The following is a 23,200-nucleotide window of genomic DNA, read 5'->3' as shown; positions in this document are numbered from 1 at the left end:
CCACCCGCGTCAGGTCACGTACGCGGCCAGCACCCGCCGGCGCCGGTACCCGATCCGCTCATACACCCGGATCGCCGCCGCGTTGCCATCGTCCACCATCAGCGCCGCCCGCCCGCGGGCGGCCACCAGCTCCCGCGACACCCACCGGCACACCAGCCCGGCCAGCCCCCGCCCGCGCAGGGACGCCCGCGTGGCGACCCCGGCCACCAGCCCCACCGACGGCGCCGGCCACGCCTCGGCCGCCACCGCCGCCAGCACCCCGTCCACCCGCACGCCCGCCCACCGGCCCACCCCGGCCGCGCCGGGCACCGCGTACGAGTGCGGCGCGTCAGCCGCCAGCAGCTCCGCCACCTCGCCCGCCGCACCGCCGTCCAGCCACGCCACCCCCTCACCGGACGCCGGCACCTGACCGGACAGGCTCATCCAGGAGAACTCCGCGGCCTCCGCACCCCGTCCACCTTCGCGGCCACCTGCCGTACCAGCTCCACCTCGCCCAGCGGCCGGTACGTCGGCCCCAGCTCACCCAGCGCATGCCGCACCAGCGCGACCGCGTCCACCGCCTGCCCCCACACGGCTAACCGGTCATGCCGCGACACCCCCGGGCTGCCGGCCACCACCGCCTCGCCCAGCGCCCACGCCCGGCTGCCCCCCGACAGCTCCTGCGCCGCCCACATCACCAGGTCGTCGTCCCCGCAGGCGGCCCGCACGTCATCCAGGGAACGCAGCCGCCTGATCACAGAATCGCGCCCGGGCGGTACGCCGCCGCCTCCGGATAGACCGCCACGATCTCGCCCACCTGCTGCGAGACCGCCTCCACCTGGTCGGCCGCCGCCCCGGTGAACGACACCCGGTCGGCCAGCAGCCCCTCCAGCCGCGCCCGGTCCAGCGGGAACCGCTCGTCGGCGGCCAGCAGGTCCAGCAGCTCGTTCGCCGCCCCGCGCGAGCGCATCGCCAGCGCCGCCGCCACCGCGTGCTCCTTGATCAGCTCATGCGCCTGCTCGCGGCCCACCCCGGCCCGCACCGCCGCCATCAGCATCTTCGTCGTCGCCAGGAACGGCAGGTAACGGCCCAGCTCGGCGGCGATCACCGCCGGGAACGCCCCGAACTCGTCCAGCACCGTCAGCATCGTCTCCACCAGCCCGTCGAAGGCGAAGAACGCGTCCGGCAGCGCCACCCGCCGCACCACCGAGCAGGACACGTCGCCCTCGTTCCACTGGTCGCCCGCCAGCTCGCCCACCATCGAGGCGTAACCGCGCAGCACCACGGCCAGGCCGTTCACCCGCTCGCAGGAACGGGTGTTCATCTTGTGCGGCATCGCCGAGGAGCCGACCTGCCCCTCCTTGAACCCCTCGGTCACCAGCTCGTGCCCGGCCATCAGCCGGATCGTCTTGGCCAGCGACGACGGCGCCGCCGCCAGCTGCACCAGCGCCGTCACCACCTCGAAGTCCAGCGACCGCGGATACACCTGCCCCACGCTGGTGAAGCGGTGCTCGAACCCCAGATGCGCGGCCACCCGCCCCTCCAGCTCGGCCAGCTTCCCGCGATCACCACCCAGCAGGTCGAGCATGTCCTGCGCCGTGCCCACCGGGCCCTTGACGCCCCGCAGCGGATAGCGCGCGATCAGCTCCTCCAGCCGCCGGAACCCCACCAGCAGCTCGTCGGCCGCCGTCGCGAACCGCTTGCCCAGCGTCGTGGCCTGCGCGGCCACGTTGTGCGAACGGCCGGCCATGACCGTGGCCTCGTGCTCCTCCGCCAGCGTCGCCAGCCGCGCCAGCAACGCCACCACCCGGTCCCGCACCAGCAGCAGGCTGTCGCGCACCTGGAGCTGCTCGACGTTCTCGGTCAGGTCCCGCGAGGTCATGCCCTTGTGCACCTGCTCGTGCCCGGCCAGCGCGTTGAACTCCTCGATCCGCGCCTTCACATCGTGCCGGGTGACCCGCTCACGCGCCGCGATCGACTCCAGATCGACCCGCTCGACCACCTTCTCGTAGTCGGCGACCGCCCCCTCGGGCACCGCGATCCCCAGCTCGGCCTGCGCCCGCAGCACCGCCAGCCACAACCGCCGCTCGGCGATGATCTTGTATTCGGGCGACCACAGGCGCGCCAGCTCCGCCGAGGCGTAGCGGCCGGCCAGGACATTGGGGATACGCGGCTTGGAAGTCACGTTCGACAAGTGTATGCACACCCCTCCCGGCACCTGACGCCTTCCCCCGTCGTTGCGGGTGGGTTTCTGCTGGCGGATCGAATTTCACAGCCACCCGGTGCCTTTACAAAGTAGATTTCCAGCTACCATCTCGTCGGGATGTGACGTTCACCATCATCGGATGGCATCGTGCGTTTACTTCGTCTCCTCGCGCCCGCGGTCGCCTTACTCACCGCGGCCCAGCTCGCGGCCGCCCCGCCCGCCACCGCCGCGCCTAGGATCGCGGTATGCCCAACATCGGTGTTCCGGAGCTCCTCATCCTCGGTGTGCTGTTCGTTCTCCTGGTTCTCTTCGTGCTCGCGGTGGCGGGAGTGGTGTTCGTCGCCGTACGGCGTGCGAACCGGCGGCGGGATCAGGAACGGAGCTGACCACCCGCGCTCAGCCAGTCAGCAGCAGAAGCGCAGGTAGTCCTGCAGATCGCGGAGGGTGCGCGCCACGCCGTCGCGGTCGCCGCGATACAGCACCTCCTTGCCGTCCCGGCGGGAGGTGACGATGCCGCCGCGGCGCAGCAGGGCGAGCTGCTGGGAGGCGGCGGACTGGCTGATGCCGGCGCGTTCGGCGACCTGGTTGACCGACAGCTCGGCGCCCTGGGCGAACAGCAGCATGATCTGCTGACGTCCGGGATGGGCCAGCGCCTTGAGGAAGTCCTGGGCGGCCTGCGGCAGCTGCGGCGCGCACGTCGCGCCCGCTGTCGCATCCGCCGTCGCGGCTGGTGGTGTCGTGGTCTCGGCCATGCCTGCTCCCTCCTGCTCAGCACCCTACCCTTCACATCAACTTATTGACATATTATGAAATGACGGTACGTTTTGCGGCATGTCCACCGACAACGACCGCGTCCTGATCGTCGGAGCCGGACAGTCCGGCCTCGCCGCCGCGTACGCCGCACTTGAGCAGGGACTACGGCCCGTGCTGCTGGAGGCCTCCGCCCGGGCGGCCGGGTCCTGGCCGCACTACTACGACAGCCTCACCCTGTTCTCCCCCGCCCGCTACAGCAGCCTGCCCGGCCTGGCCTTCGGCGGCGACGGCGACCGTTACCCGCATCGCGACGAGGTGGTGGCCTACCTGGAGCGGTACGCGGCCGCCCTCGCCGGGCGCGGCGCCGAGATCCGCACCGGCACCCGCGTCACCGAGGTGACCGAAGCCGGCGGCGACGGCTTCGCGGTGCGCCTGGCCGGCGGCGGGGAACTGACCGCACCCCGCCTGATCGCCGCGACCGGCTCCTTCGCCCGCCCCCACCGGCCCGCCCTGACCGGCCAGGACGGCTTCACCGGGCAGATCCTGCACGCCGCCGGCTACCGCCACCCGCAGCAGGTCGCCGGGCGGCGGGTGATCGTGGTGGGCGCGGGCAACTCGGCGGTGCAGATCGCCTACGAGCTGGCCGACCATGCCCGTGTCACGCTGGCCAGCCGAGCCCCGATCCGGTTCCTGCCGCAGCGCCCGCTGGGCCGGGACGTGCACCACTGGTTCCGCCTGACCGGCTTCGACCGGCTGCCGCTGCGCCGCGCGGAGCGTCCCCCCAGCCAGCCGGTCCTCGATCACGGCCGCTACCGGGCGGCGCTGCGCTCGGGGCGGCTGGAGCGCCGGGCGATGTTCACCCGGCTGGACGGCGATGAGGTGATCTGGACCGGCGGCGATCGTGAGCACGCCGACGTGATCCTCCTGGCCACCGGCTACCGTCCAGCCCTCGACTGGCTCGCCCGGCTCGGCGCGCTGACCGGCGACGGCCGCCCCCGCCAGCGCGGCGGGCTGTCGAGCACGCATCGCGGCCTGGGCTTTGTCGGGCTGGAGTGGCAGCGCACCCCCGCCTCCAACAGCCTGCGCGGTGTCGGCGCCGACGCCCGTCACCTGCTGCGCAAGCTGGCCCCGGCCGGCGTGTCCCCTGTAGCGACGCACCCCTGATCTGGCATTCCTCTCATCAGTACGCCCCGATCGCCCGGCCTGAACCCCGCCGGACGCCGGTGCTGGGCCTGGGGATGATGCTCACTGCTCGGGCAGGAGCTCGCCGATCAACGTGCCGATCCGGATGCGGATCTCGTCGCGGATCACGCGTACGGACTCGATGCCCTGGCCTGCCGGGTCGTCGAGCGTCCAGTCCTCATACCGCTTGCCCGGGAAGACCGGGCAGGCGTCCCCGCAGCCCATCGTGACCACCACGTCGGAGGCCTCGACCGCGTCGGCGGTGAGAACCTTGGGCTGCGCGGCGGTGATGTCGATGCCCACCTCCCGCATCGCCTCGACCGCGACCGGATTGACCTGTCCGGCGGGCGCCGAGCCGGCGGAGCGCACCTCGACGCGGTCCCCCGCCAGATGGGTCAGCCAGCCGGCGGCCATCTGGGATCGGCCGGCATTGTGCACGCAGACGAACAGGACGCTGGGCTTGCTCTCAGGCACGCGAGTACTCCTTGGGACGGAACAGCCGGCGACCGGCCAGGCTGAGGTAGACCAGGGCGACCAGGACGGGGACCTCGATGAGCGGGCCGACCACCCCGGCCAGCGCCTGGCCCGAGGTGACGCCGAAGACGCCGACCGCCACCGCGATGGCCAGCTCGAAGTTGTTGCCCGCGGCGGTGAAGGCCAGCGTGGTGGTGCGCTCGTACGACAGGCCGATGGCGCGCCCGGCCAGGAACGAGCCACCCCACATCAGGGCGAAGTAGGCCAGCAGCGGCAGCGCGATGCGGGCCACGTCGCCGGGCCGGGAGGTGATCGTGCCGCCCTGCAGGGCGAACAGGATCACGATGGTGAACAGCAGCCCGTACAGGGCCAGCGGGCCCACGCGCGGCAGGAACCGGGTCTCGTACCAGTCCCGCCCTCTGGCCCGCTCGCCGAGCCGGCGCGACAGGTATCCGGCCAGCAGCGGGATGCCCAGGAAGATCAGTACGTACTGGGCGATGTCCCACGCCGAGACCTCCAGCGCGGTCTGCGTCAGGCCCAGCCAGCCGGGCAGCACCTGGAGGTAGAACCAGCCGAGCGCGCCGAAGGCGATTACCTGGAAGACGGAGTTGAGCGCGACCAGCACGGCGGCGGCCTCACGGTCCCCGCAGGCCAGGTCGTTCCAGATGAGGACCATGGCGATGCACCGGGCCAGCCCCACGATGATCAGCCCGGTACGGTACTCGGGCAGGTCGGGCAGGAAGGTCCAGGCCAGCGCGAACATCAGCGCGGGGCCGGCGATCCAGTTCAGCACCAGCGAGGAGAGGAGCAGGCGGCGGTCGCCGGTGACGGTGTCCAGCCGGTCGTAGCGGACCTTGGCCAGCACCGGATACATCATCAGCAGCAGGCCGAGCGCGATCGGCAGCGAGATCTCACCGACCTTCACCGCTTCCAGCGCGGTGTTCAGGCCGGGCACCAGCCGGCCGAGCAGCAGCCCGGCCGCCATCGCCGCGATGATCCACACCGGCAGGAACCGGTCCAGGGTGGACAGCGCGGCGATCACACCGGAGGCGCTCCCGGTTCCCGGCACGGCTCCGGCCGCAGCGGGCCGCGAAGTGGACGACATCGATCTTCCTAGACGGTCGCGGGAACGTTCAGCAGGGCCGACAGCTCGCCGAGCGCCTCGGGCACCAGCCGGTAGTACACCCAGGACGCCCGCCGCTCGGAGGTGAGCAGGCCGACCTCCTTGAGCACCTTGAGGTGGTGGCTGATGGTCGGCTGGGACAGCTCGAAGGCGCTGGTGATGTCGCACACGCACACCTCGCCTCCGGCATGGCTGGCCACGATCGAGACGATGCGCAGCCGGACCGGGTCGCCCAGCGCCTTGAACACCTGCGACAGCGCCGCGGCCCGCTCGGCGTCCAGGGGTTCGCGCGCCAGCGGCGGACTGCACTCCAGGATCTCCAGCAGCTCCAACGCCCCTCCTCGGTATAGACGGCGATCGAATTCGCCTGCTGTCTATATTGACATCCCTCTATAAGAGCACGGTACGTGAGCTGCGTCTCACTCCACAGGAGCACCGCGCTCGCGCATCGCGGCCCGCGTTACCCGATGAGGCCGAGCAGGTCGTGCCGTCCGGCGACCTGGCGGATCTCCTCCAGCGGGTACGGCGTCATCCTGCTGTCACTCTGCAGATCGTGGTAGAAATCGTTCAGCACGGTGACCAGCGGGCTGCGCCGCGACAGCAGGGCCGCGACCCCGCCGGGCACGCCGGCCGGCCGCTCTCCCGCCGCCCATCCCTGCACCAGCTCGCGGCGCCCCTGCCAGTCGGCGCCGTGGAAGGTGCCGGCCAGCCAGTTCACCAGGTACGCCAGCGTGTAGGTGCGGTCGAAGGTGAGGTGCCGGCGGTAGAAGGCCCGTTCCTCCTCCGACAGGTCGAACCGGGCCGACACGGCCTGCCCGAAGTCGGTCAGGTAGAGGCGGCGCCCGTCGGTGAGGACGTTCTCGAAATGCGCGTCGAAGTGCAGCAGGCCGCCGGCGTTCATGAAGGACACCGCCTCGCGCAGCCCCCGGTCCGCCAGGGCGCAGGCGCGGCCGGCGTCGCCCGCGCGCACCCGCTCGCCCAGCCACTGGTGCAGGCTGGCGGGGAAGTACTCCAGGAAGAGCGTCAGGCTCGCCGGAGCCTCTGCCAGCGCCTCGAGGCGGCGGCGCACCTCGGGCGCGCCCTCCCAGAACGTGACCGCCCGGTCGAGGTCGGCCAGCTGCCCGTACAGCGGGGCGGGCTCGGCGTTGGGCAGCACCCGCCAGTGATACAGCAGCGGGAAGCCGGGGAAACGGCCGGTCAGCACCCACTCGGTGGTCATCGTGTGCGCGGCCAGCTCCCGCCAGGCGCCGAAGCCGGGCGAGCCGATGCCGTACTGGCAGAAGGGCGGCAGCCCGAACAGGTTGGCCGTCGAGTGCGGGTGGCGCAGCTCGGGCTCGGTGAGGGCCACCCGTTTGACGAAGACCTGGGTGCCGCCGATCTCGAGCCGGGCGGACGACCCGCCGATGCCGGTGCCGAGAGGCACGGCCTCGCGCTCCAGCAGGCCGGCCAGTTCCCGGTCGTCGTAGCGGGCCATGGCCGTGGAAACGTCACGGTGGGCGGTCAGCCGCGGGTCCGTCATCGTGATCACTTTACCGACCGATGACGGCCGCCCTGCCGCGGGTGACGGCTCAGCGTTCCGCGACCACGATCATCCGCCGGCTGTCGATCGTGAGTTCCGCGCCGTCCGCGCCGACGGCCTGGACGGTCGTGAAGCCGGCGGCGAGCATCCAGCCGCGCAGCTCGGTGAAGGTGAACATCCGCGCGAAGAACGGCACCTTCCGGGTCCGGCCATCGCGGATGATGGTCCGGTCGACGATGTTCCTGCTGGTCAGCAGGTCAAGGTGGTGCCGGTCGACGACAAGGTCGCCATCTCGCTCGACCACCGTGGACCTCTGGTAGGTGCGGGCGACGGCGGCGTAGTTGTTCAGGTCGATCGCGATTTTACCGCCCGGCCTGAGCGTGGCGGCCGCCTGGGCGAGCACGCGCTGGTTGTCGCAGTCGCTGAAGTAGCCGAAGGCGGTGAACCAGCTGACGACGCGGTCGAAGCGGCCGGTCCATGGGAGCCGCCGCATGTCGCCGTGGACGTAGTCGACGGCGACGCCGAGAGCCTCCGCGTCCTGACGGGCCCGCTCCAGGAACACCCGCGAGGAGTCCAGGCCGGTCACCCGGCAGCCCCGCTGAGCGATCCGGTTGGAGATCCGGCCGTGGCCACAGGCCAGATCCAGGACGTCCATGCCGGGCCGCAGATCGAGCAGCCGCCAGACCAGGTCGGCCTCGGCGTCGCTGCGGGCGTCGAGATGGTCGGCGAAGAAGTAGAGGTAGTCGTCGTCGAAGAGGTTCTCGGCGTCGAAGGTCGGCTCGGACATCGCGCTCCGTCGGGCTCGGGTTCTCACCTTTGCTGCATCGTCGCGAGGTGCGAGTGGTTTCGCCACCGTATTTTCAGCCGATCCACTGGTCCTCGGAGGACTCCTGGACGGGCATCGTGATCACGGGCAGGTGATGTTGTCGATGTAGATGTGCTCGGGATCGAAGATCCTGACCCAGAGGGCGGGCTTGTTACGGCGGTCCTCAACGGACTGCAGCGTTCCCCACCAGTGATAGGTGGTGCGGCATCCCCCGGGGAACTTGACCGCATCGGTGTCGTAGTAGGCGGAGTACTGGCCTTCGCTCGACCAGTCGCCCGGGGCCAGTCCGATCCGGGCGTCGGGCACGTTGCCGATGCGTACGGGAGCCCCTGTGCACGACAGGTGGTCACCTTCCTGGTACCAGTATCCGTCGGACTCGTACCAGCAGTTCGCTATCTGGATGTACCGGCTGGTGTTGTTGCTCACTTCGCCGCCGCAGCCCGGGCTGCCACAGCCCCCTGCCGCGGCCGGCCGGGTGGTGATCGCGAGTCCGGCCATCACCAGGGCCGAGATGAGGACTGCTCGTAAGGTGCCCTTGATCATGACGTCTACTCCGTTCGGTCGAGATGGTGGAGTAATCGTCGGGCGGGCCTCCGCGTGCCGTCCACCTGTTTCGAACGTGGTCGAATGCGCAGGATCAGGCCGGACCGCGCGGACGCCCGGCGGGATCGGCCGATCCCGCCGGGCGTCCGCCGCGGTCTCACCGTCAGGCCGGCTGACCGGCCAGGTCCCCGGCCTCCTCGGCGCTCCGCTCGCCGCCCTGCGGCCCGGCCGCGTGGCGCGGCCCGCGGTCGCGCTTCCTGGTGACCACCACGTACAGCGTCGGCACCAGGATCAGGGTGAGCAGCGTCGAGGAGATCAGGCCGCCGATCACCACGATGGCCAGCGGCTGCGAGATGAACCCGCCCGAGCCGGTCACCCCCAGCGCCATCGGCGTCAGCGCGCAGATCGTGGCCACCGCCGTCATCAGGATCGGCCGGAGCCTGCGCCGGCCGCCCTCGATCACCGCCTCGACCACGCCCATGCCCTGCTCGCGGTACTGGTTGATCAGGTCGATCAGCACGATCGCGTTCGTCACCACGATGCCGATCAGCATCAGCATGCCGATCAGGGCGGGCACGCCCAGCGCGGTGTCGGTCGCGACCAGCAGGCCGATCGCGCCGGTGGCCGCGAACGGGATCGACACCAGCAGGATCACCGGCTGGATGAAGCTGCGGAACGTCGCCACCATGATCAGGAACACGATCGCGATCGCCGCGAGCATCGCCATCCCGAGGTCGGAGAACGCGTCGGCCTGGTCCGCCGACACGCCACCGATCTCGTACGACGCGCCCGCCGACAGCGCCAGCCCGTCCAGCTTCGTGGTCAGCTCCTGCGTCACCGCGCCGAGGTTGCCCGAGTCCGCGGCCTTGGCCGAGACCGTCGCGGAGCGTTCGCCGTCGATCCTGGTCACCTGCGTCGGCCCGGCCACCTCGCGCACCTCGGCCACCGACGACAGCTTCACCGTCCCGCCGGCCGTGGCCAGCTTCAGGTTCTCGATCGCCTTGATGTCGTCCGGCGCGTCCGCGCCGCGCAGCACCAGGTCGCTCGCGCGGCCGTCCAGCGTGATCTGGCCCAGCGGGGCGCCGCGGAACGCCTGCGCCACCGCCTGCCCGACCTGCGCCTCCGACAGGCCGCGCTCGGCGGCCTCCTCGCGGTCGACCACGACCTCGACCCGCGGCGCGCTGGTCTCCAGGTTGGAGGACAGGTCGCGCAGCCCGGACACCTCGCCCATCGCGGTCTTCACCGCGTCGGTCGCGGTGCGCAGCGTCTCGGTGTCGGGCGCCTGCACGATCACCTCGATGGTGTCGGAGGCGAACCCGCCGCCGCTCGCGCCGCCGACGGTGACCTCGCCGGCCCCCGACAGGCCGGCGATCTTGTCGCGCAGCTCCTGCTCGACCTTCGCCGTGTCGGCGTCCTCGTTCAGGGTGACCGAGTACGACGCCCGGTCGGCGCCGCCGCCGGTGCCGCCCATCATGGCGTTGCCGCCGCCCACGTTCACCTGGTACGTGTCCACGCCGTCCTGGCCGGCCAGCACGTCCTCGACCTGCTTGGCCGCCTTGTCGGTGGTGGCCAGGTCCGTGCCCACCGGCATGCGCTGCGAGATCGACAGCGTGTTCTGCCCGGAGGAGTCCAGGAAGTTCGTCTGCAGCCCGCCGGCCAGGCCCATCGTGCCGATGAACACCGCCACGCCGATCAGGATCGTCACCAGCTTGAACCGCGTGGCGAACCGCAGCACCGGCAGGTAGGCCCGCTGCAGCGGCGAGCGCAGCTCCTTGGCCTCGGCCTCGTCACGCTGCTTGCGCGCCTCCTCCGGCGTCAGGGCGGGCGCCTTGAGGAACCAGAACGCCAGCACCGGCACCACGGTCAGCGACACCACCAGCGAGGCCAGCAGCGCCACCGTCACCGTGATCGCGAACGGGCTGAACAGCTCGCCCACCATGCCACCGACCAGCGCGATCGGCGCGAACACCGCCACCGTCGTCAGCGTCGAGGCCGTCACCGCGCCCGACACCTCGCGTACCGCGGTCAGGATCGCCTGGAGTTTCGCCTCACCGTAGGCGAGATGCCGCTTGATGTTCTCCAGCACCACGATCGAGTCGTCCACGACCCGGCCGACGGCGATCGTCAGGGCGCCCAGCGTGAGCATGTTGAGCGAGTAGTCGCCCGCCCACAGCACGATCAGCGCGATCACGACCGACAGCGGGATCGACACGGCCGTCACCAGCGTCGAGCGCACCGACAGCAGGAACACCAGGATGACCAGCACCGCGAAGATCAGGCCCAGCAGGCCCTCGGTGGTCAGGCTCTCGATCGACTGCTCCACGTACGGCGCCTGGTCGAACACCACCGACACGGCCGTGTCCGAGCCGTCGCCCAGCGCCCTGGTCAGCTCGGGCAGCTTCTCGGAGATGGCGTGGGAGATCGCCACCGCGTTGCCGTCGGGCACCATCGTCACCGACACGCCGAGGCTGGTCTTGCCGTCGGTACGGGTGATCGTCGTGGCGTCCGCCAGCCCGCGCGTGATCGTCGCGACCTCACCGAGCTTGACGGGCTTGGGCGGCTTGGGCTGCGCCACCGGCTGCTGCGGCAGCGGCGTACGCCCCTGGGCCTGCGCCTGCGCGCGGGCCGCGGCGGCCTGCTGGGCCTGCGCCTGGGCGGCCGCCTGCTGCTGGGCCGCCGACGGCTGGGCGGGCGTCAGGTAGAGGCTCTTCAGCTTCTCCACCGAGTCGACCCGCGAGCCGACCTGCACCGACAGCGACTTGTTGTCCGAGGTCAGCGTGCCGGCGGGGATCGGGGTCCCGTTCGCCTTCAGCACCTCGGGGATCTGCGCCGCCGACACGCCCTTCTCCGCCATCTTCTTGGCGTCGGGCTCGATCGTGACGACCTCGTCGCGGGTGCCGGTGACCGCGGCCTCCCGTACGCCCTCGACGCCCTGGATCTCGGGCACCACGATGCGGCGCAGCTTGTCGGCCATCGCGCGCTCGTCGCCACCGTCGCCCACCGCCAGCACCAGCACCGGGATGTCGTCGGTGTTGCCCGCCACCACCTGCGGGTCCACGCCGTCCGGCAGCGCCACCCTGCTGATGGCCTGCTGCATCTTGTTCAGCGACGACTCGATGTCGGTGCCGTACTCGAAGGCGACCTGGATCTGCGCCAGGCCCTCCTTCGAGGTCGAGGTCATCTGCTCCATCCCGGCGAGCCCCTGGAAGGAGTCCTCGATCGGGGCGGTCACCTGATCCTCTACGATCTCAGGCGACGCTCCCGGATACGACGCGATCACGAACGCGCCCGGGAACGACAACGACGGCAGCAACTGCTGCTTCAACTGCGGGATCGTGAACGCGCCGAACGCGCTGAGCACGACCGCCACCAAAATCACAAGGCTCCGGTTGACCAGGCTCAACCGAGCAAATGCGGTCATAGGGTCCCCCTCCAAGAGTTCGCCCTAGACTAACACTTTGCCTTGCACGAATATTTAGATCACTCAAGCGTTCCTGATAACCTTCTCAGGAAGCGAGAGGTGAGCGTGAGCAACGAACGCGAAGACCTGATCCGCCGGATCACCGAGACACAGCGAGGCCTGGCACGGCTGTTCGCTCAGCACCAGTCCCCCCTGTTCAGCTCCAACCTCACCATGAGGCAGCTCAAGGTCGTCATGGTCCTGTCCATGAACGGCTCCGCCTCCGGGCAGGACCTGGCCCACAACCTCGGCGTCGGGCTCGGCACCGTCACCGGGATCGTCGACCGCCTCGTCGCCCAGGGGCTCGTCAGCCGTCACGAGGACCCCCACGACCGCCGCGTCCGCCGCGTCGAGCTCACCCCCGCAGGCGCCGGCCTCATCGAGGAGATCAACAACGCCGGCATCAAGCAGTACCGGCGCATCATGGACCACCTCGACACCGAGACCCTGCGCACCCTCGACCACGTCACCCGGAAGATCCGCGACGTCGCCGACAAGCTCGCCCCGGAACAGGCACCCGCTCCCGGCGATCTCACCCCGGACAACGGGTGAGGCTCCAGGGCGGTTCCCGGGACCGGCGCCTTTACATTGTAGATTTCTAGGCCAGGCGGGACAGCACCGCCGGCAGGTCGCCCTCGTGCACCACCGTCAGCCGCCGCGTGGCCCGCGTCACCGCCACGTACAGGTCCTGGCCGCCCATCGGCGACTGCCCGATGATGCCGGCCGGGTCCACCACCACGACCGCGTCGAACTCCAGCCCCTTGGCCTGACCCACCGTCAGCACCACCACCGGCGCGTCCAGGTCCCCCGCCGGGAACAGCCGCGCCACCTCCGCGTGCCGCGCGTCAGGCGTCAGCACGGCCACCCGGCCCTGCTCCTGCCCGGCCCCGATCTCCGCCAGCTCCCCCGCCACCAGCTCCGGCAGCCCGGACACCGGCATGCGCACCGCGCGCGGCTCCGCCTCGCCCTCGCGTACCGACTCCGGCGGCTCCTGCCCCGGCGCGAACGCGCGCAGCACATCCGCCGCCACCCGCATGATCTCCACCGGGGTGCGGTAGTTGACCAGCAGCCGCTCCTCCCGCCAGCGGCCCTCCAGGTACGGGTCCAGCACCTCGCCCCACGAGCGCGCGCCCGCCGCCGAACCCGTCTGCGCCACGTCGCCCACCACGGTCAGCGACTTGGCCGGCACCCGCCGCATGATCATCCGCCAGGCCATCGGCGACAGCTCCTGCGCCTCGTCCACGATCACGTGCCCGTACGCCCAGCCGCGATCTGCCGCCGCCCGGTCGGCCGTGGTCAGGCCCAGCCCGTCGTCGGCGTGCCGCTCGGCCAGCACGTCGGCCCGCTCGAACAGGCCCGACTCCGCCACGCCCGTCGAATCCAGCACCTCACGCGCGTACAGCTCCTGTTCGGCCTGCTCCTCGCCGGCCAGCCTGGCCGCCACCCGCCGCGCCGAGTCGTCCTCGCCCAGCAGCTCGGCCGCCTCGTCCAGCAGCGGCACGTCCCCCACCGTCCATCCGGCGTCCGGCGAGCGCACCAGCAGCGGCCAGTCCAGCCCGGGCGGCGCCGCCTGCCGCAGCGCCTCCGGATCCGACAGCAGGCCCGCGATCAGGGCCTGCGGCGTCAGCTCCGGCCACAGCTCCTCCACCGCGCGGCGCACCTCCGGCTCGCCCCACAGCCGCTGCGAGGCCAGCTCCAGGTCCAGCTCGTCCAGGTCGCCCTCCAGGTCGAGCGGCTCGCTCAGCTCCGGCTCGCCCTCGATCACCAGCTCCTCGATGTGCAGCGACTCCTCCAGCGCCCGCGCCTCGGCCCTGGCCAGCTCCTTGAGCAGCTCGGTGACGTACAGCTTGCGGGCCATGTTGTGCGGCAGCCGCACCGCGCGCGCCCGCTCGCGCAGCCGCAGGCACGTCTCGTGCGGTACCCGCAGCCGCAGCCCGTCCAGCTCCACCACCAGCTCGCCCTCCGGCACGCGCCGGCGCAGCTCCAGCGCCGCGGCGACCAGCCCGGCCATCCGCGCGTCGCCCTTGACCACCGCGGCCGCCGGCTCGTCGGCCGCCACCGCCCGCACACCCGGGAACATCTCCCCCACGGTGGTCATCACCACCTGCGTCTCCCCCAGCGCGGGCAGCACCTGGCCGATGTAGCGCAGGAACATCGGGTTCGGGCCGACCACCAGCACGCCGCGCCGCTCCAGCGTGTCGCGGTGGGTGTAGAGCAGGTACGCCGCGCGGTGCAGCGCCGCCACCGTCTTGCCGGTGCCGGGACCGCCCTGCACCACCAGCGCCCCCTGCAGCGAGGCCCGGATCACCCGGTCCTGCTCGGTCTGGATGGTCGCCACCACGTCGCCCATCCGGCCCGTACGGCCCCGGCGCAGCGCCGCCAGCAGCGCCGCCTCGCCCACCAGCGTGTGCCGGTCGCCCTCGCTCATCCCCTCCAGGTCGAACACCTCGTCGTCGATGCCGACGACGAGACGGTCCTTCAGGTGCAGGTGGCGCCGCCGCACCAGCCCGCCCGGGTCGGTGGCCGTGGCCACGTAGAACGGCCGCGCCGCCGGCGCCCGCCAGTCGATCAGCGCCGACTCGTGCGCCTCGTCGCGCAGCCCGATCCTGCCGATGTACGTGCTGCGCCCCGAGCCGTCGTCGATGCGGCCGAAGCACAGGCCCCGCTCGACCGCGTTGAGCTGCGCCAGCCGGCGCGCCTGCTCCGAGGCCAGCACCTCGCGCTCCACCCGCGCCTGGCGGGTGACCGCCACGCCGCCGCTCGCGTACACCTCGCGCAGCGTGCGCTGGGCGCTGTCCCTGGCGGCGTCGAGCCGCTCGTAGAGCCAGGACACGGTGCGCTGCTCGGTGTCAAGGGCTTGCGCGAAACCATCTTGACGATTAGTCATTCGGTGGTATACTCCTAACAGGAGGTCTGTGAGGGCTCGCAGTTGAGAATGGCAATGTTCGAGCTTAGACCCGCGCGGCGACGCGCGCAAACCCCTCCGTTAGTTTTTCGCGTTCTTGCAGGTCAGCCTGCCGCTGACAGCGCCCTGGCCGGCTACGGCCGGCGGAGCAAACGACCCCTCGGCGCGCTTACCCCGGCCGGCACGCGGCGTACATCCGGCCCTCGGTCCGAGGCAGGCTCGCCGCCCGGCGGCGAGCCTGCCCTGCTTCAGTTGCTCGCCTGGTCGGCTGGCTCCGACACGGACTGCCCCGACACGGACTGCCCCGACACGGCCTGTCCCGACACGGACTGTCCGGACACGGACTGTCCGGACACAGACTGTCCGGACACAGACTGCTCGGACGCGGTCTGCCCCGTTGCGGGCTGCCCGGTTGCGGGCTGCCCTGGAAGGGACTGCTCCGCGGCCCGGCGGGTGTCACGCCTGGACTTGATCATGCTGGCCACCGTCGTGACGGTGAGCACGGTGACGATGACGGCCAGCGAGACCCAGTTGTTGATCTCCGGGACCCAGGTGACGTGCTCGCCGCCGTTGATGAACGGCAGCTCGTTCTCGTGCAGGGCGTGCAGCACGAGCTTCACCCCGATGAAGCCCAGGATGACCGCCAGGCCGTAGGTGAGGTAGACGAGTTTCTCCACCAGCCCGCCGAGCAGGAAGTACAGCTGTCTCAGCCCCATCAGCGCGAACGCGTTGGCCGCGAACACCAGGTACGCGTCCTGCGTGATGCCGAAGATGGCGGGGATCGAGTCGACCGCGAAGACCAGGTCCGCGCCACCGATGGCGATGATGACGATGAACATCGGGGTCAGCATGCGGCGGCCGTCCTGCTTGATGGTCAGCCGCGAGCCGTGGTAGGTGTCGGTGACCGGGAACAGCCTGCGGACCAGGCGTACGACGCCGCCGTTGGGGTCGTACTCCTCGTCGTCGTTGTTGTTGAAGGCGAACTTCCACGCGGTGTAGATGAGAATGCCGCCGAACAGCCAGAACACCCAGCTGAACCGCTGTACGGCCTGCGCACCCACGCCGATGAAGATCCCGCGCATGACCAGCGCCATCATGATCCCGATGAGCAGCACGCGGTGCTGGTGGATCGCGGGCACGGCGAAGTTCGCCATGATCAGCATGAAGATGAACAGGTTGTCGACGCTCAGCGTGTACTCGGTGATGTAACCGGTGATGTACGCGGCCGCGTGCTCGTCACCACCGAAGATCCACACGCCCGCGCCGAACGCGACGGCACAGCCGATGTAGAAGACGATCCACCGGGCCGACTCGGCGATCGTGACCTTGTGGGGTCTCCTGTTGACGATGATCAGGTCGAGGAGAATGAGCCCGAGCAGGGTGGCGATGGTGGCCGCCCACAGCCAGGCAGGCACAGACAAAGGTGGGGGCATGAGTGCTCCTCCGACTTGGCGTTGACACGTCCGTCGGAGGTCTTCTCCGCCCGCCGCGTCGCGGACCGACCGCACCGGGCCCCGAGGCGGGTCCGTGATGACGACGCGGCCGCGAAGGAGTACTCCCCTCCACTTCGCCTGTGATCATACATACCGAATGCAGTATGCGAAATCCGCCCCCGGGTGTTTCCGGGTTGTCCCTGCGTTCCCGCCACGTCGCCGCATGTCACCGTACTGCATGCCGGCCGGCCGGCGGCCCGGCAGGTGGTCAGGCCGCCGCGTCCTCGCGGCGGAACAGCGCCGACAGCAGGAAGGGGGCGCCGAACAGCGGGCCGCCCGGCGGCTGGCCCACCATCGGCCGCAGCTCCACCTCGGTGTAGTCGGAGAACAGCCACCGCAGCTCGTCGGGCGTGTAGGCGAGGCCGCCGTGCAGCTCACCGTCGCGGTACAGCTCCTCGTCGCTCTTGTCCGACCCCATGCTCTGGTCCGGCCCCGTGCTCTGGTCCGGCCCCGTGCCGCCGGCCGCGAAGCAGGTGATCGCCAGGTGCCCGCCCGGGGCCAGCACCCGCTCCAGCAGCGCGCGGTAGCTCACCCGGCGGTGCGGCGGCAGGTGGTGCAGGCAGCCGGAGTCGTACACCAGGTCGTACGGCCCCGCCACCTCCGGCGAGGTGAACGCGTCGCCGCACACGAAGCGCACCTTGGTCCCCGCCTCCCTGGCCCGTTCCTCCCCCCACGTCACCGCGGCAGGCGACAGGTCCACCGCGTCCACCTCGAACCCGAGCGACGCCAGGTGGACGGCGTTCCTGCCGGGCCCGCACCCCAGGTCCAGCGCCCGCCCGGGGCGCAGCAACCCCCGGTCCAGGTAGGAGACGAGGCTCTCGTCCGGCCCCGGCACGAAGAACGGGACCGGCTTGGACCGGTCGGCGTAGAAGCCGTCCCACCAGGTGGAGGCGTTGCCGGTCCACCGGTCGGCGTCCGAGGCGAACATCCGGTCCATGAGAGCCAGGACGTCGTCGATCGTGCGAATGGTGCGGTTCATTCGGGATCTCCAGAGCAGGGGGCCGCCCCGCGCGGCCGGACCTCATGATCCTACGGCCATCGAGCCCTGTCGCCGCTGGTCACAGCGCCTTTCCGGGGTGTCGCGGCGGGCCCGGGAACGGCTGCAGGCACCCGCTGCCGGGTGCCCGGTCCTCCCCTTCGAGCCGGCCGCTCCTCGCCCGCCGTTCCGGCTCCGGCGGGCGGGGACGGGCATCTCAGCGCCGCCGCGGCGGCCCGCCGGGACGGGGACGGCTGTGGTGTCGGTCACACCGGCCCTCGTGGCTGCCGGGCGGCGGCGGGGTGCTAGCTTCATCGACCATGTCGGACTATCTGCGGGAGCTGTTCTCCCTTCACGGCCGGCGGGCGCTGGTGACCGGCGGCAGCTCCGGGATCGGGTACGCCGTCGCCGAGGCGATCGGGCGCGCCGGGGCCGAGGTCGTGGTGGTGGCCCGCAGGGAGGCCGAGCTGGACAAGGCCGTCACCCGGCTGCGCGAGCACGGCGTCACCGCGTCGTGGATCAGCGCCGACCTGGGAGACCGCGCCGACGTGCGGCGGGTGTGCGCGACGGCCGGCACCATCGACATCCTGGTCAACGACGCGGGCAACAACATCCGCAAGCCCATGGCCGAGCTCACCGCGGACGACTTCGAGCGCACCATGGCCGTCAACTTCACCGCCCCGTACCTGCTGGGCCAGCACTACGGCCCGGAGATGGCCGCGCGCGGCTGGGGCCGCATCATCAACGTCGGCTCGCAGCAGTCCATCAGCGCCTTCGGCGACAGCGGCATCTACGGCGCCGCCAAGGCCGGCCTGGCCGGGCTGACCCGCTCCCAGGCCGAGGCCTGGTCGGCGGCCGGCGTGTGCGTGAACACGATCATCCCCGGGTTCGTGCTGACGCCGCTGACCGAGCCCGCCCAGGCGATCCCCGGCCGGGTCGAGGCGCTGGCCGCGCGCCACATGGTGGGCCGCAACGGGGTGCCGGAGGACTTCGCGGGCGCCGCGGTGTTCCTGGCCGGGAACGCGTGCGCGTTCGTCACCGGCCAGATGCTCTTCGTGGACGGCGGCTTCGCCGTCCACTAGCCGGCACGTGGCGAGCATCGCGGCAAGGACGCCGTCGTCAGGCTCGGCACGCTCGTGCGCGAAGAGACGGGCGGCACCTTCCGGACCGCGCTGCTCTCCGTCCAGGCCGACGACTCCCACGCGGTCATCCTGCACCGCTGGACGGCGAAGCGCCGTGGAGAGCGCGTCGAGATGGACGATTTCAACGTCTACCGCTTCGAGCGAGGGCTGGTCGCGGAACGCTGGGAGTATGTGGCCGACCAGCGCGCCCACGACGCCTTCTGGTGCCGGTGACGGCCGGGCGCCTTTACATTGTAGATCACTTACGGCGGAACTCCCGCTCGCCCACCCCCTCGCGCCAGGCGGCGATGACGAGCTCGTCGCCCTGCACCCTGGTCCAGGCCACCTCGGTCAGCTCGATCCGGAACAGGTGCGAGCCGGCCTCGTGCTGCCCGGACGCGGCCAGCGCCGCGGGGTCGGTGATCTCCACCGCCCGGCCGGACAGCTTCAGGTCCCCTTCCCACGAGGACGGGTCGGACCCTGGATCGCGGGAAGTGACGTGGATGGCCATGCGCGGATCGCGGCGCAGGTCGGCAGCCTTCACTGCGCGCGCCATCGAGCCGGTCCACAGGTCGCCGTCCCTGAAACTCGTCTCGATGCCGCTCACCCTGGGCGAGCCGTCCTTGCGCAAGGTCGCCAGGACCTTGTGCGTGTAGGTGTCCATCAGCCGGCGGGCGGCCTTGGCCAGCTCCGGCGCCTGGGTCTCGAACTCCTGCCATGAAGCCATGGCCCCATCATGACGGTCCGGACCGACGGAAGCCGCCCCGTTCCTGAATCTGCGTTTACAAACGTGGCCCGGCTCGCTAGGTTTATAAACGAAGAGTCATTTACTAACGGGGAGAGCGCTCATATGTCCGCAGGCCGTCCGTTCACGTGCTCGGTGTTCATCGGGGTCAGCCTCGACGGCTTCATCGCCCGGGAGGACGGTGATCTCCACTGGCTCACCAGCCGGGGTGAGGCCGCCGGTGGCGACCTGGGCTACCAGGAGTTCATCGACGGCATCGACACCGTCGTCATGGGGCGCGGCACCTACGAGCCGGGCCTGACCTACGATCCGTGGCCGCACGAGGGCAGGCACTGCGCCGTCCTCAGCACCACCCTTCCGCTCGGCGCCGACCCGCGCGTCACCGTTCACCGCGATCTGGGCTCGCTGCTGCGGGCTCTGGAGGAGCGGGGCACCAAGAGCGTGTACGTGGACGGCGGGCAGGTCATCCGCACGTTCCTGCGCGAGGGGCTGATCGACGAGCTGACCATCACCACGGTGCCGGTGCTGATCGGCAGCGGGTTGCCGCTGTTCGGGCCGGTCGGGCGGGACGTGCCGCTCGCGCACGTGTCGACCCGGGTGTTCGGGGCGGGCGTCGTGCAGTCCACCTATGGCGTCGTGCGGCCCGGCTAGGCGGTCGCGCACCCCACCTGCGGCGTCGTGCGGTCCCCGTCGCCGGCGGGCGGGAGGTCCGAGACAGAATCAGCGTCGTGATCGACATCACCGCTGATCTCGTACGGGCCCTGGTCGCCGAGCAGTTCCCCGGCTGGGCGGAGCTGCCGGTGACGCCTGTGACCCGCCAGGGCTGGGACAACCGGACCTTCCGGCTCGGCGACCGGCTGGCCGCGCGCCTGCCCAGCGGCGGCGCGTACGCGGCGGGTGTCGGCAAGGAGGACCGCTGCCTGCCGCTGCTGGCCGGGCACCTGCCACTGCCCGTGCCGGCCCCCGTCGCGACCGGCCGGCCGGGGGCGGGGTACCCGTTCCCCTGGTCGGTGCGGCGGTGGTTGCCCGGAGACACCGTGGAGGGCGCCGCGGACGTCGACCGGCCGGCGCTGGCCCGGGACCTCGGGGGTTTCCTGGCCGCGCTCCGTGCCGCCCCGGTCCGGCACGGGCCCGCCGCCGGAGCGCACTCGCACCGGCGCGGGTGCCACCCGCAGGTGCTGAGCGGCGAGGTCGAGGAGGCTCTGCGCAGGCTGGACGGTGAGGTCGACGCCGCGGCGTGCCGGGCCGTGTGGGCGGACGCGGTGGACTCGGCGTGGCAGGGGGCGCCGGTGTGGTTCCACGGCGACGTCGCGCCCGGCAACCTGCTCGTGCGCGGCGGGCGGTTGTCGGCGGTCATCGACTTCGGCACCTGCGGCATCGGCGACCCCGCCTGCGACCTGGTCATGGCGTGGACCCACTTCGACGGTCCCGAGCGGCGGGTCTTCCGCGAGGCGGCCGGGCTGCCCGGGGACGCCTGGCGGCGGGCCCGCGGGTGGGCGCTGTGGAAGGCGCTGGCGACGATGGCCGGCCTGTCCAGCCCCGACCCGGAGGGCTTCCAGCGCGGGGTGCTCCTCCGCGTGCTCGACGACCCCGTAGCTACCTGACCCGCCCTACGGGCGCGATCCGGCGCGAGTGCGGGCAGCGTCGAAGATCTGCGGCACGTACCACCGCGTGATGGGTAGGAGGCAGGTGATGGCCATGACGCGCGAGAGGTGAGGACGTGCGGAGCGACGGTGAGCGCGCCCTGGGCGGCCTGTTGGCCGCCATGCACCTGAGAGGCATGGAAGACCTGCCGCGTGAGGTCGCCGAGCACGCCAGGGCGGCCGGCTTCTCCCACGTCATGATCTACGTGACCGACCTGCAGCAGCAGCTCCTCGTCCCGCTGCCCGGCCAGCGTGACGCCGCGGGCGAGCCACTGGAGACCCTGCGCATCGACGCGACCCTGCCTGGCCGGGCCTTCCGCGCGGTGTCGGTCGTCCGCACCCGCTCGCCGCAGGACGAGGGGACGCCGCTGCTGTGGGTGCCGCTGCTGGACGGCACCGAACGGATCGGCGTGATCGGGCTGGCCGCGCCGCAGGACGGGAAGCTCACCGAGACGCGGGCCAAGGATCTGGCGTCCCTGGTGGCGGTGATGGTCATCAGCAAGCGGCCGCACAGCGACTCCTTCGCCCGCCTCGTACGCGCCCGCCCCCTCACCCTGTCGGCCGAGGTGCTGTGGAACCTGCTGCCGCCGGGCACGTTCGCCAACGACGACGTCGTGGTCAGCACCGCGCTGGAGCCCGCGTACGAGATGGGCGGCGACGCCTTCGACTACGCCCTCGACGGCACCACCCTGCACGTGTCCATCTTCGACGCCATGGGCCACGACACCTCCGCCGGCCTGACCGCCTCCATCGCCATGGCCGCCTCCCGCAACAACCGCATCCACGGCATGGAGCTCGCCGCGATCGGGGAGGCGATCGACGCGGCGATCAGGGAGGAGTTCACCGGCCGGTTCGCCACCGGGATCCTGGCCCGGCTCGACCTGCGCTCGGGGCTGCTGAGCTGGGTCAACCGGGGGCACCACCCGCCGCTGGTGCTGCGCGACGGCCATCTGGTGGCGAGCCTGGCGAGCGAGCCGGACCCGCCGATGGGCTTCGGCCTGGACGTCTCCACGGGGCTGCTGCACTACCAGCTCGAGCCCGGTGACCGGCTGCTGTTCTACACCGACGGCGTCATCGAGGCGCAGAGCCCGGACGGGGAGGTGTTCGGGCTGGAGCGGTTCATCGACTTCGTGGTACGGCGCGAGGCCGACGGGGTGTCGGCGCCGGAGACGCTGCGGCGGCTCATCCAGGCGATCCTGGCGCACCAGAACGGCCGGCTGCAGGACGACGCGACCGTGGTGACGGTGGAGTGGCAGACGCGGCGCCGCTTCCAGCTCGTCCTCTGACCCGGGCACATGGGATGATCGTCCGGAAATCATACGATCACAGAGAGAGGCGGACACGGTGCCAGAGCAGCAGGCGCGCCGCGTGCCCGGGACGGACACTCCCCTGGAGGCGATCACCCTCGGCACCTCGGGGCTGGGCGGCGAGCCCGGCGGCGAACGACTGGCGGCGGCGCTGGTGTCCGGCCGGTTCCGGCAGCTCGACACCTCCAACGAGTACGCCGGCGGGCGCAGCGAGACGCTGATCGGCCAGGTGCTCGGCACGGCCGGCGAGGTGACCGTCTTCTCCAAGGCCGACCGGGACCCGGACACGGGCGTGTTCGACGGCGACCGGGTGATGCGCTCGTTCGAGGAGACGCTCTCCCGGCTCGGCGTCGCCACGCTGCCGTTCTACCACCTGCACGACCCGTTCACGATCACGGTGCGGGAGGCGATGGCGCCGGGCGGCGCGGTGCCGGCCCTGGTGTCGCTGCGCGAGCAGGGGCTGGTCGGCGCCATCGGCATCGCCGCCGCCGGCGGGACGCTGGTGGAGGACTACATCCGCACGGACGCGTTCGACGCGGTGCTCACCCACAACCGCTACACGCTGGTGGACCGGGGCGCCGAGGACATCCTGCGGATGGCGGCCGAGCGGCGGATGACGGTCTTCAACGCCGCGCCGTTCGGCGGCGGCATCCTGTCGGGCTCGCCGCGGCACGCCTCCCGGTACGGCTACCGCCCGATCTCGCCGGAGTTCGGGCGGCACGTGGAGCGGGTGCGGGAGCTGTGCGACCGGTGGGAGATCGCGCTCCCGGCCGCCGCCCTGCACTTCTCGCTGCGGGAGCCGCGGGTGCACTCCACGGTGGTGGGGATCTCCTCGGTGGAGCGGCTGGAGGCCCTGGACGCGCTGGTGGACGCGGTGATCCCGGACGGGTTCTGGGACGACCTGCGGGCGCTCGGCGCGCCGCCGCCGTCACCGGTGGACTGACC

24 protein-coding genes are annotated in these 23,200 nt (G+C 71.6%); 9 read left to right on the top strand and 15 right to left on the bottom strand.

The features are described 5' to 3' along the window. Positions 1-9: 9 nt before the first annotated feature. The 3 genes from HD593_RS27275 to purB are packed head-to-tail and all read right to left on the bottom strand — an operon-like array spanning position 10 to position 2,164. Entirely contained in the window at positions 10-423 is a 414-nt protein-coding gene (locus HD593_RS27275; protein WP_185104918.1) for a GNAT family N-acetyltransferase, read from the bottom strand. Next, the gene (locus tag HD593_RS27270) at positions 420-737 is read right to left on the bottom strand and encodes a hypothetical protein (RefSeq protein ID WP_185104917.1); all 318 of its coding nucleotides are present in this window, start codon (positions 735-737) and stop codon (positions 420-422) included. Before HD593_RS27270 ends, HD593_RS27275 begins: the two co-directional genes overlap by 4 nt. Further along, positions 734-2,164 carry an adenylosuccinate lyase gene (gene purB / locus HD593_RS27265; RefSeq protein WP_185104916.1) on the bottom strand — a complete coding sequence of 477 codons (1,431 nt, stop codon included), beginning with the start codon at positions 2,162-2,164 and terminating at the stop codon, positions 734-736. Before purB ends, HD593_RS27270 begins: the two co-directional genes overlap by 4 nt. A 266-nt stretch (positions 2,165-2,430) precedes the next feature. On the opposite strand from purB, the gene HD593_RS27260 reads away from it, so the two are divergent. After that, positions 2,431-2,571, top strand: coding sequence for a hypothetical protein (locus tag HD593_RS27260; protein ID WP_185104915.1), 141 nt, complete (start codon positions 2,431-2,433; stop codon positions 2,569-2,571). An 18-nt stretch (positions 2,572-2,589) separates the two neighbouring features. On the opposite strand, the gene HD593_RS27255 is transcribed toward HD593_RS27260, so the two are convergent. Then, positions 2,590-2,937, bottom strand: coding sequence for an ArsR/SmtB family transcription factor (locus HD593_RS27255; RefSeq protein ID WP_185104914.1), 348 nt, complete (start codon positions 2,935-2,937; stop codon positions 2,590-2,592). A 79-nt stretch (positions 2,938-3,016) separates the two neighbouring features. Here HD593_RS27255 and HD593_RS27250 point away from each other — a divergent pair, with 79 nt between their 5' ends. Next, a complete protein-coding gene (locus tag HD593_RS27250; protein WP_185104913.1) occupies positions 3,017-4,102 on the top strand; it encodes a flavin-containing monooxygenase in 1,086 nt (361 codons plus the stop codon). Between the two features lie 81 nt (positions 4,103-4,183). On the opposite strand, the gene HD593_RS27245 is transcribed toward HD593_RS27250, so the two are convergent. From HD593_RS27245 to HD593_RS27215, 7 genes are all read right to left on the bottom strand, one after another. Beyond that, entirely contained in the window at positions 4,184-4,594 is a 411-nt protein-coding gene (locus HD593_RS27245; RefSeq protein ID WP_185104912.1) for an arsenate reductase ArsC, read from the bottom strand. After that, the gene (gene arsB, locus HD593_RS27240) at positions 4,587-5,699 is read right to left on the bottom strand and encodes an ACR3 family arsenite efflux transporter (protein WP_185104911.1); all 1,113 of its coding nucleotides are present in this window, start codon (positions 5,697-5,699) and stop codon (positions 4,587-4,589) included. The genes HD593_RS27245 and arsB overlap by 8 nt, the downstream gene beginning before the upstream one ends. Before the next feature lie 8 nt (positions 5,700-5,707). Further along, a complete protein-coding gene (locus tag HD593_RS27235) occupies positions 5,708-6,049 on the bottom strand; it encodes an ArsR/SmtB family transcription factor (protein WP_185104910.1) in 342 nt (113 codons plus the stop codon). 128 nt (positions 6,050-6,177) lie between these two features. After that, a complete protein-coding gene (locus tag HD593_RS27230) occupies positions 6,178-7,236 on the bottom strand; it encodes a protein kinase family protein (RefSeq protein ID WP_185104909.1) in 1,059 nt (352 codons plus the stop codon). A 49-nt stretch (positions 7,237-7,285) separates the two neighbouring features. After that, positions 7,286-8,023 (bottom strand): SAM-dependent methyltransferase, encoded by a 738-nt coding sequence (locus HD593_RS27225; protein WP_185104908.1) that lies wholly within the window; start codon positions 8,021-8,023, stop codon positions 7,286-7,288. A gap of 120 nt (positions 8,024-8,143) precedes the next feature. Then, positions 8,144-8,605, bottom strand: a complete 462-nt coding sequence (locus HD593_RS27220) for a hypothetical protein (RefSeq protein ID WP_221524987.1) — start codon at positions 8,603-8,605, stop codon at positions 8,144-8,146. A gap of 163 nt (positions 8,606-8,768) precedes the next feature. Next, positions 8,769-12,026, bottom strand: a complete 3,258-nt coding sequence (locus HD593_RS27215) for an efflux RND transporter permease subunit (protein WP_185104907.1) — start codon at positions 12,024-12,026, stop codon at positions 8,769-8,771. A gap of 105 nt (positions 12,027-12,131) precedes the next feature. Between HD593_RS27215 and HD593_RS27210 the strand changes: the two genes are divergently transcribed. Continuing rightward, entirely contained in the window at positions 12,132-12,617 is a 486-nt protein-coding gene (locus HD593_RS27210; RefSeq protein ID WP_185104906.1) for a MarR family winged helix-turn-helix transcriptional regulator, read from the top strand. Between the two features lie 46 nt (positions 12,618-12,663). Here HD593_RS27210 and HD593_RS27205 read toward each other — a convergent pair whose 3' ends face one another. From HD593_RS27205 to HD593_RS27195, 3 genes are all read right to left on the bottom strand, one after another. Beyond that, positions 12,664-14,898, bottom strand: coding sequence for a HelD family protein (locus HD593_RS27205; RefSeq protein WP_417629374.1), 2,235 nt, complete (start codon positions 14,896-14,898; stop codon positions 12,664-12,666). Positions 14,899-15,218: 320 nt separating this feature from the next. Then, positions 15,219-16,403 (bottom strand): TerC family protein, encoded by a 1,185-nt coding sequence (locus tag HD593_RS27200; protein WP_312903742.1) that lies wholly within the window; start codon positions 16,401-16,403, stop codon positions 15,219-15,221. Between the two features lie 268 nt (positions 16,404-16,671). Further along, the gene (locus tag HD593_RS27195; protein ID WP_185104904.1) at positions 16,672-17,442 is read right to left on the bottom strand and encodes a class I SAM-dependent methyltransferase; all 771 of its coding nucleotides are present in this window, start codon (positions 17,440-17,442) and stop codon (positions 16,672-16,674) included. 317 nt (positions 17,443-17,759) lie between these two features. On the opposite strand from HD593_RS27195, the gene HD593_RS27190 reads away from it, so the two are divergent. After that, complete coding sequence (locus tag HD593_RS27190; RefSeq protein ID WP_185104903.1) at positions 17,760-18,521, top strand: SDR family NAD(P)-dependent oxidoreductase; 762 nt, start codon at positions 17,760-17,762, stop codon at positions 18,519-18,521. Between the two features lie 54 nt (positions 18,522-18,575). Further along, positions 18,576-18,794, top strand: a complete 219-nt coding sequence (locus HD593_RS27185) for a nuclear transport factor 2-like protein (protein ID WP_185104902.1) — start codon at positions 18,576-18,578, stop codon at positions 18,792-18,794. A 25-nt stretch (positions 18,795-18,819) separates the two neighbouring features. Here HD593_RS27185 and HD593_RS27180 read toward each other — a convergent pair whose 3' ends face one another. Continuing rightward, entirely contained in the window at positions 18,820-19,287 is a 468-nt protein-coding gene (locus HD593_RS27180; RefSeq protein ID WP_185104901.1) for a pyridoxamine 5'-phosphate oxidase family protein, read from the bottom strand. A gap of 123 nt (positions 19,288-19,410) precedes the next feature. Between HD593_RS27180 and HD593_RS27175 the strand changes: the two genes are divergently transcribed. From HD593_RS27175 to HD593_RS27160, 4 genes are all read left to right on the top strand, one after another. Further along, positions 19,411-19,956, top strand: a complete 546-nt coding sequence (locus HD593_RS27175) for a dihydrofolate reductase family protein (RefSeq protein ID WP_185104900.1) — start codon at positions 19,411-19,413, stop codon at positions 19,954-19,956. Positions 19,957-20,033: 77 nt separating this feature from the next. Beyond that, positions 20,034-20,909, top strand: a complete 876-nt coding sequence (locus HD593_RS27170) for an aminoglycoside phosphotransferase family protein (RefSeq protein WP_185104899.1) — start codon at positions 20,034-20,036, stop codon at positions 20,907-20,909. 116 nt (positions 20,910-21,025) lie between these two features. Beyond that, positions 21,026-22,234, top strand: coding sequence for a PP2C family protein-serine/threonine phosphatase (locus HD593_RS27165; protein ID WP_312903740.1), 1,209 nt, complete (start codon positions 21,026-21,028; stop codon positions 22,232-22,234). A gap of 58 nt (positions 22,235-22,292) precedes the next feature. Continuing rightward, the gene (locus HD593_RS27160) at positions 22,293-23,198 is read left to right on the top strand and encodes an aldo/keto reductase (RefSeq protein ID WP_221524985.1); all 906 of its coding nucleotides are present in this window, start codon (positions 22,293-22,295) and stop codon (positions 23,196-23,198) included. The last annotated feature ends 2 nt before the right edge of the window (positions 23,199-23,200 follow it).

This window comes from Nonomuraea rubra (genome assembly GCF_014207985.1).
Taxonomy (GTDB): domain Bacteria; phylum Actinomycetota; class Actinomycetes; order Streptosporangiales; family Streptosporangiaceae; genus Nonomuraea; species Nonomuraea rubra.
Note: the sequence above shows the minus strand (reverse complement) of the source record. Positions and strands in the feature narration are given on the sequence as shown.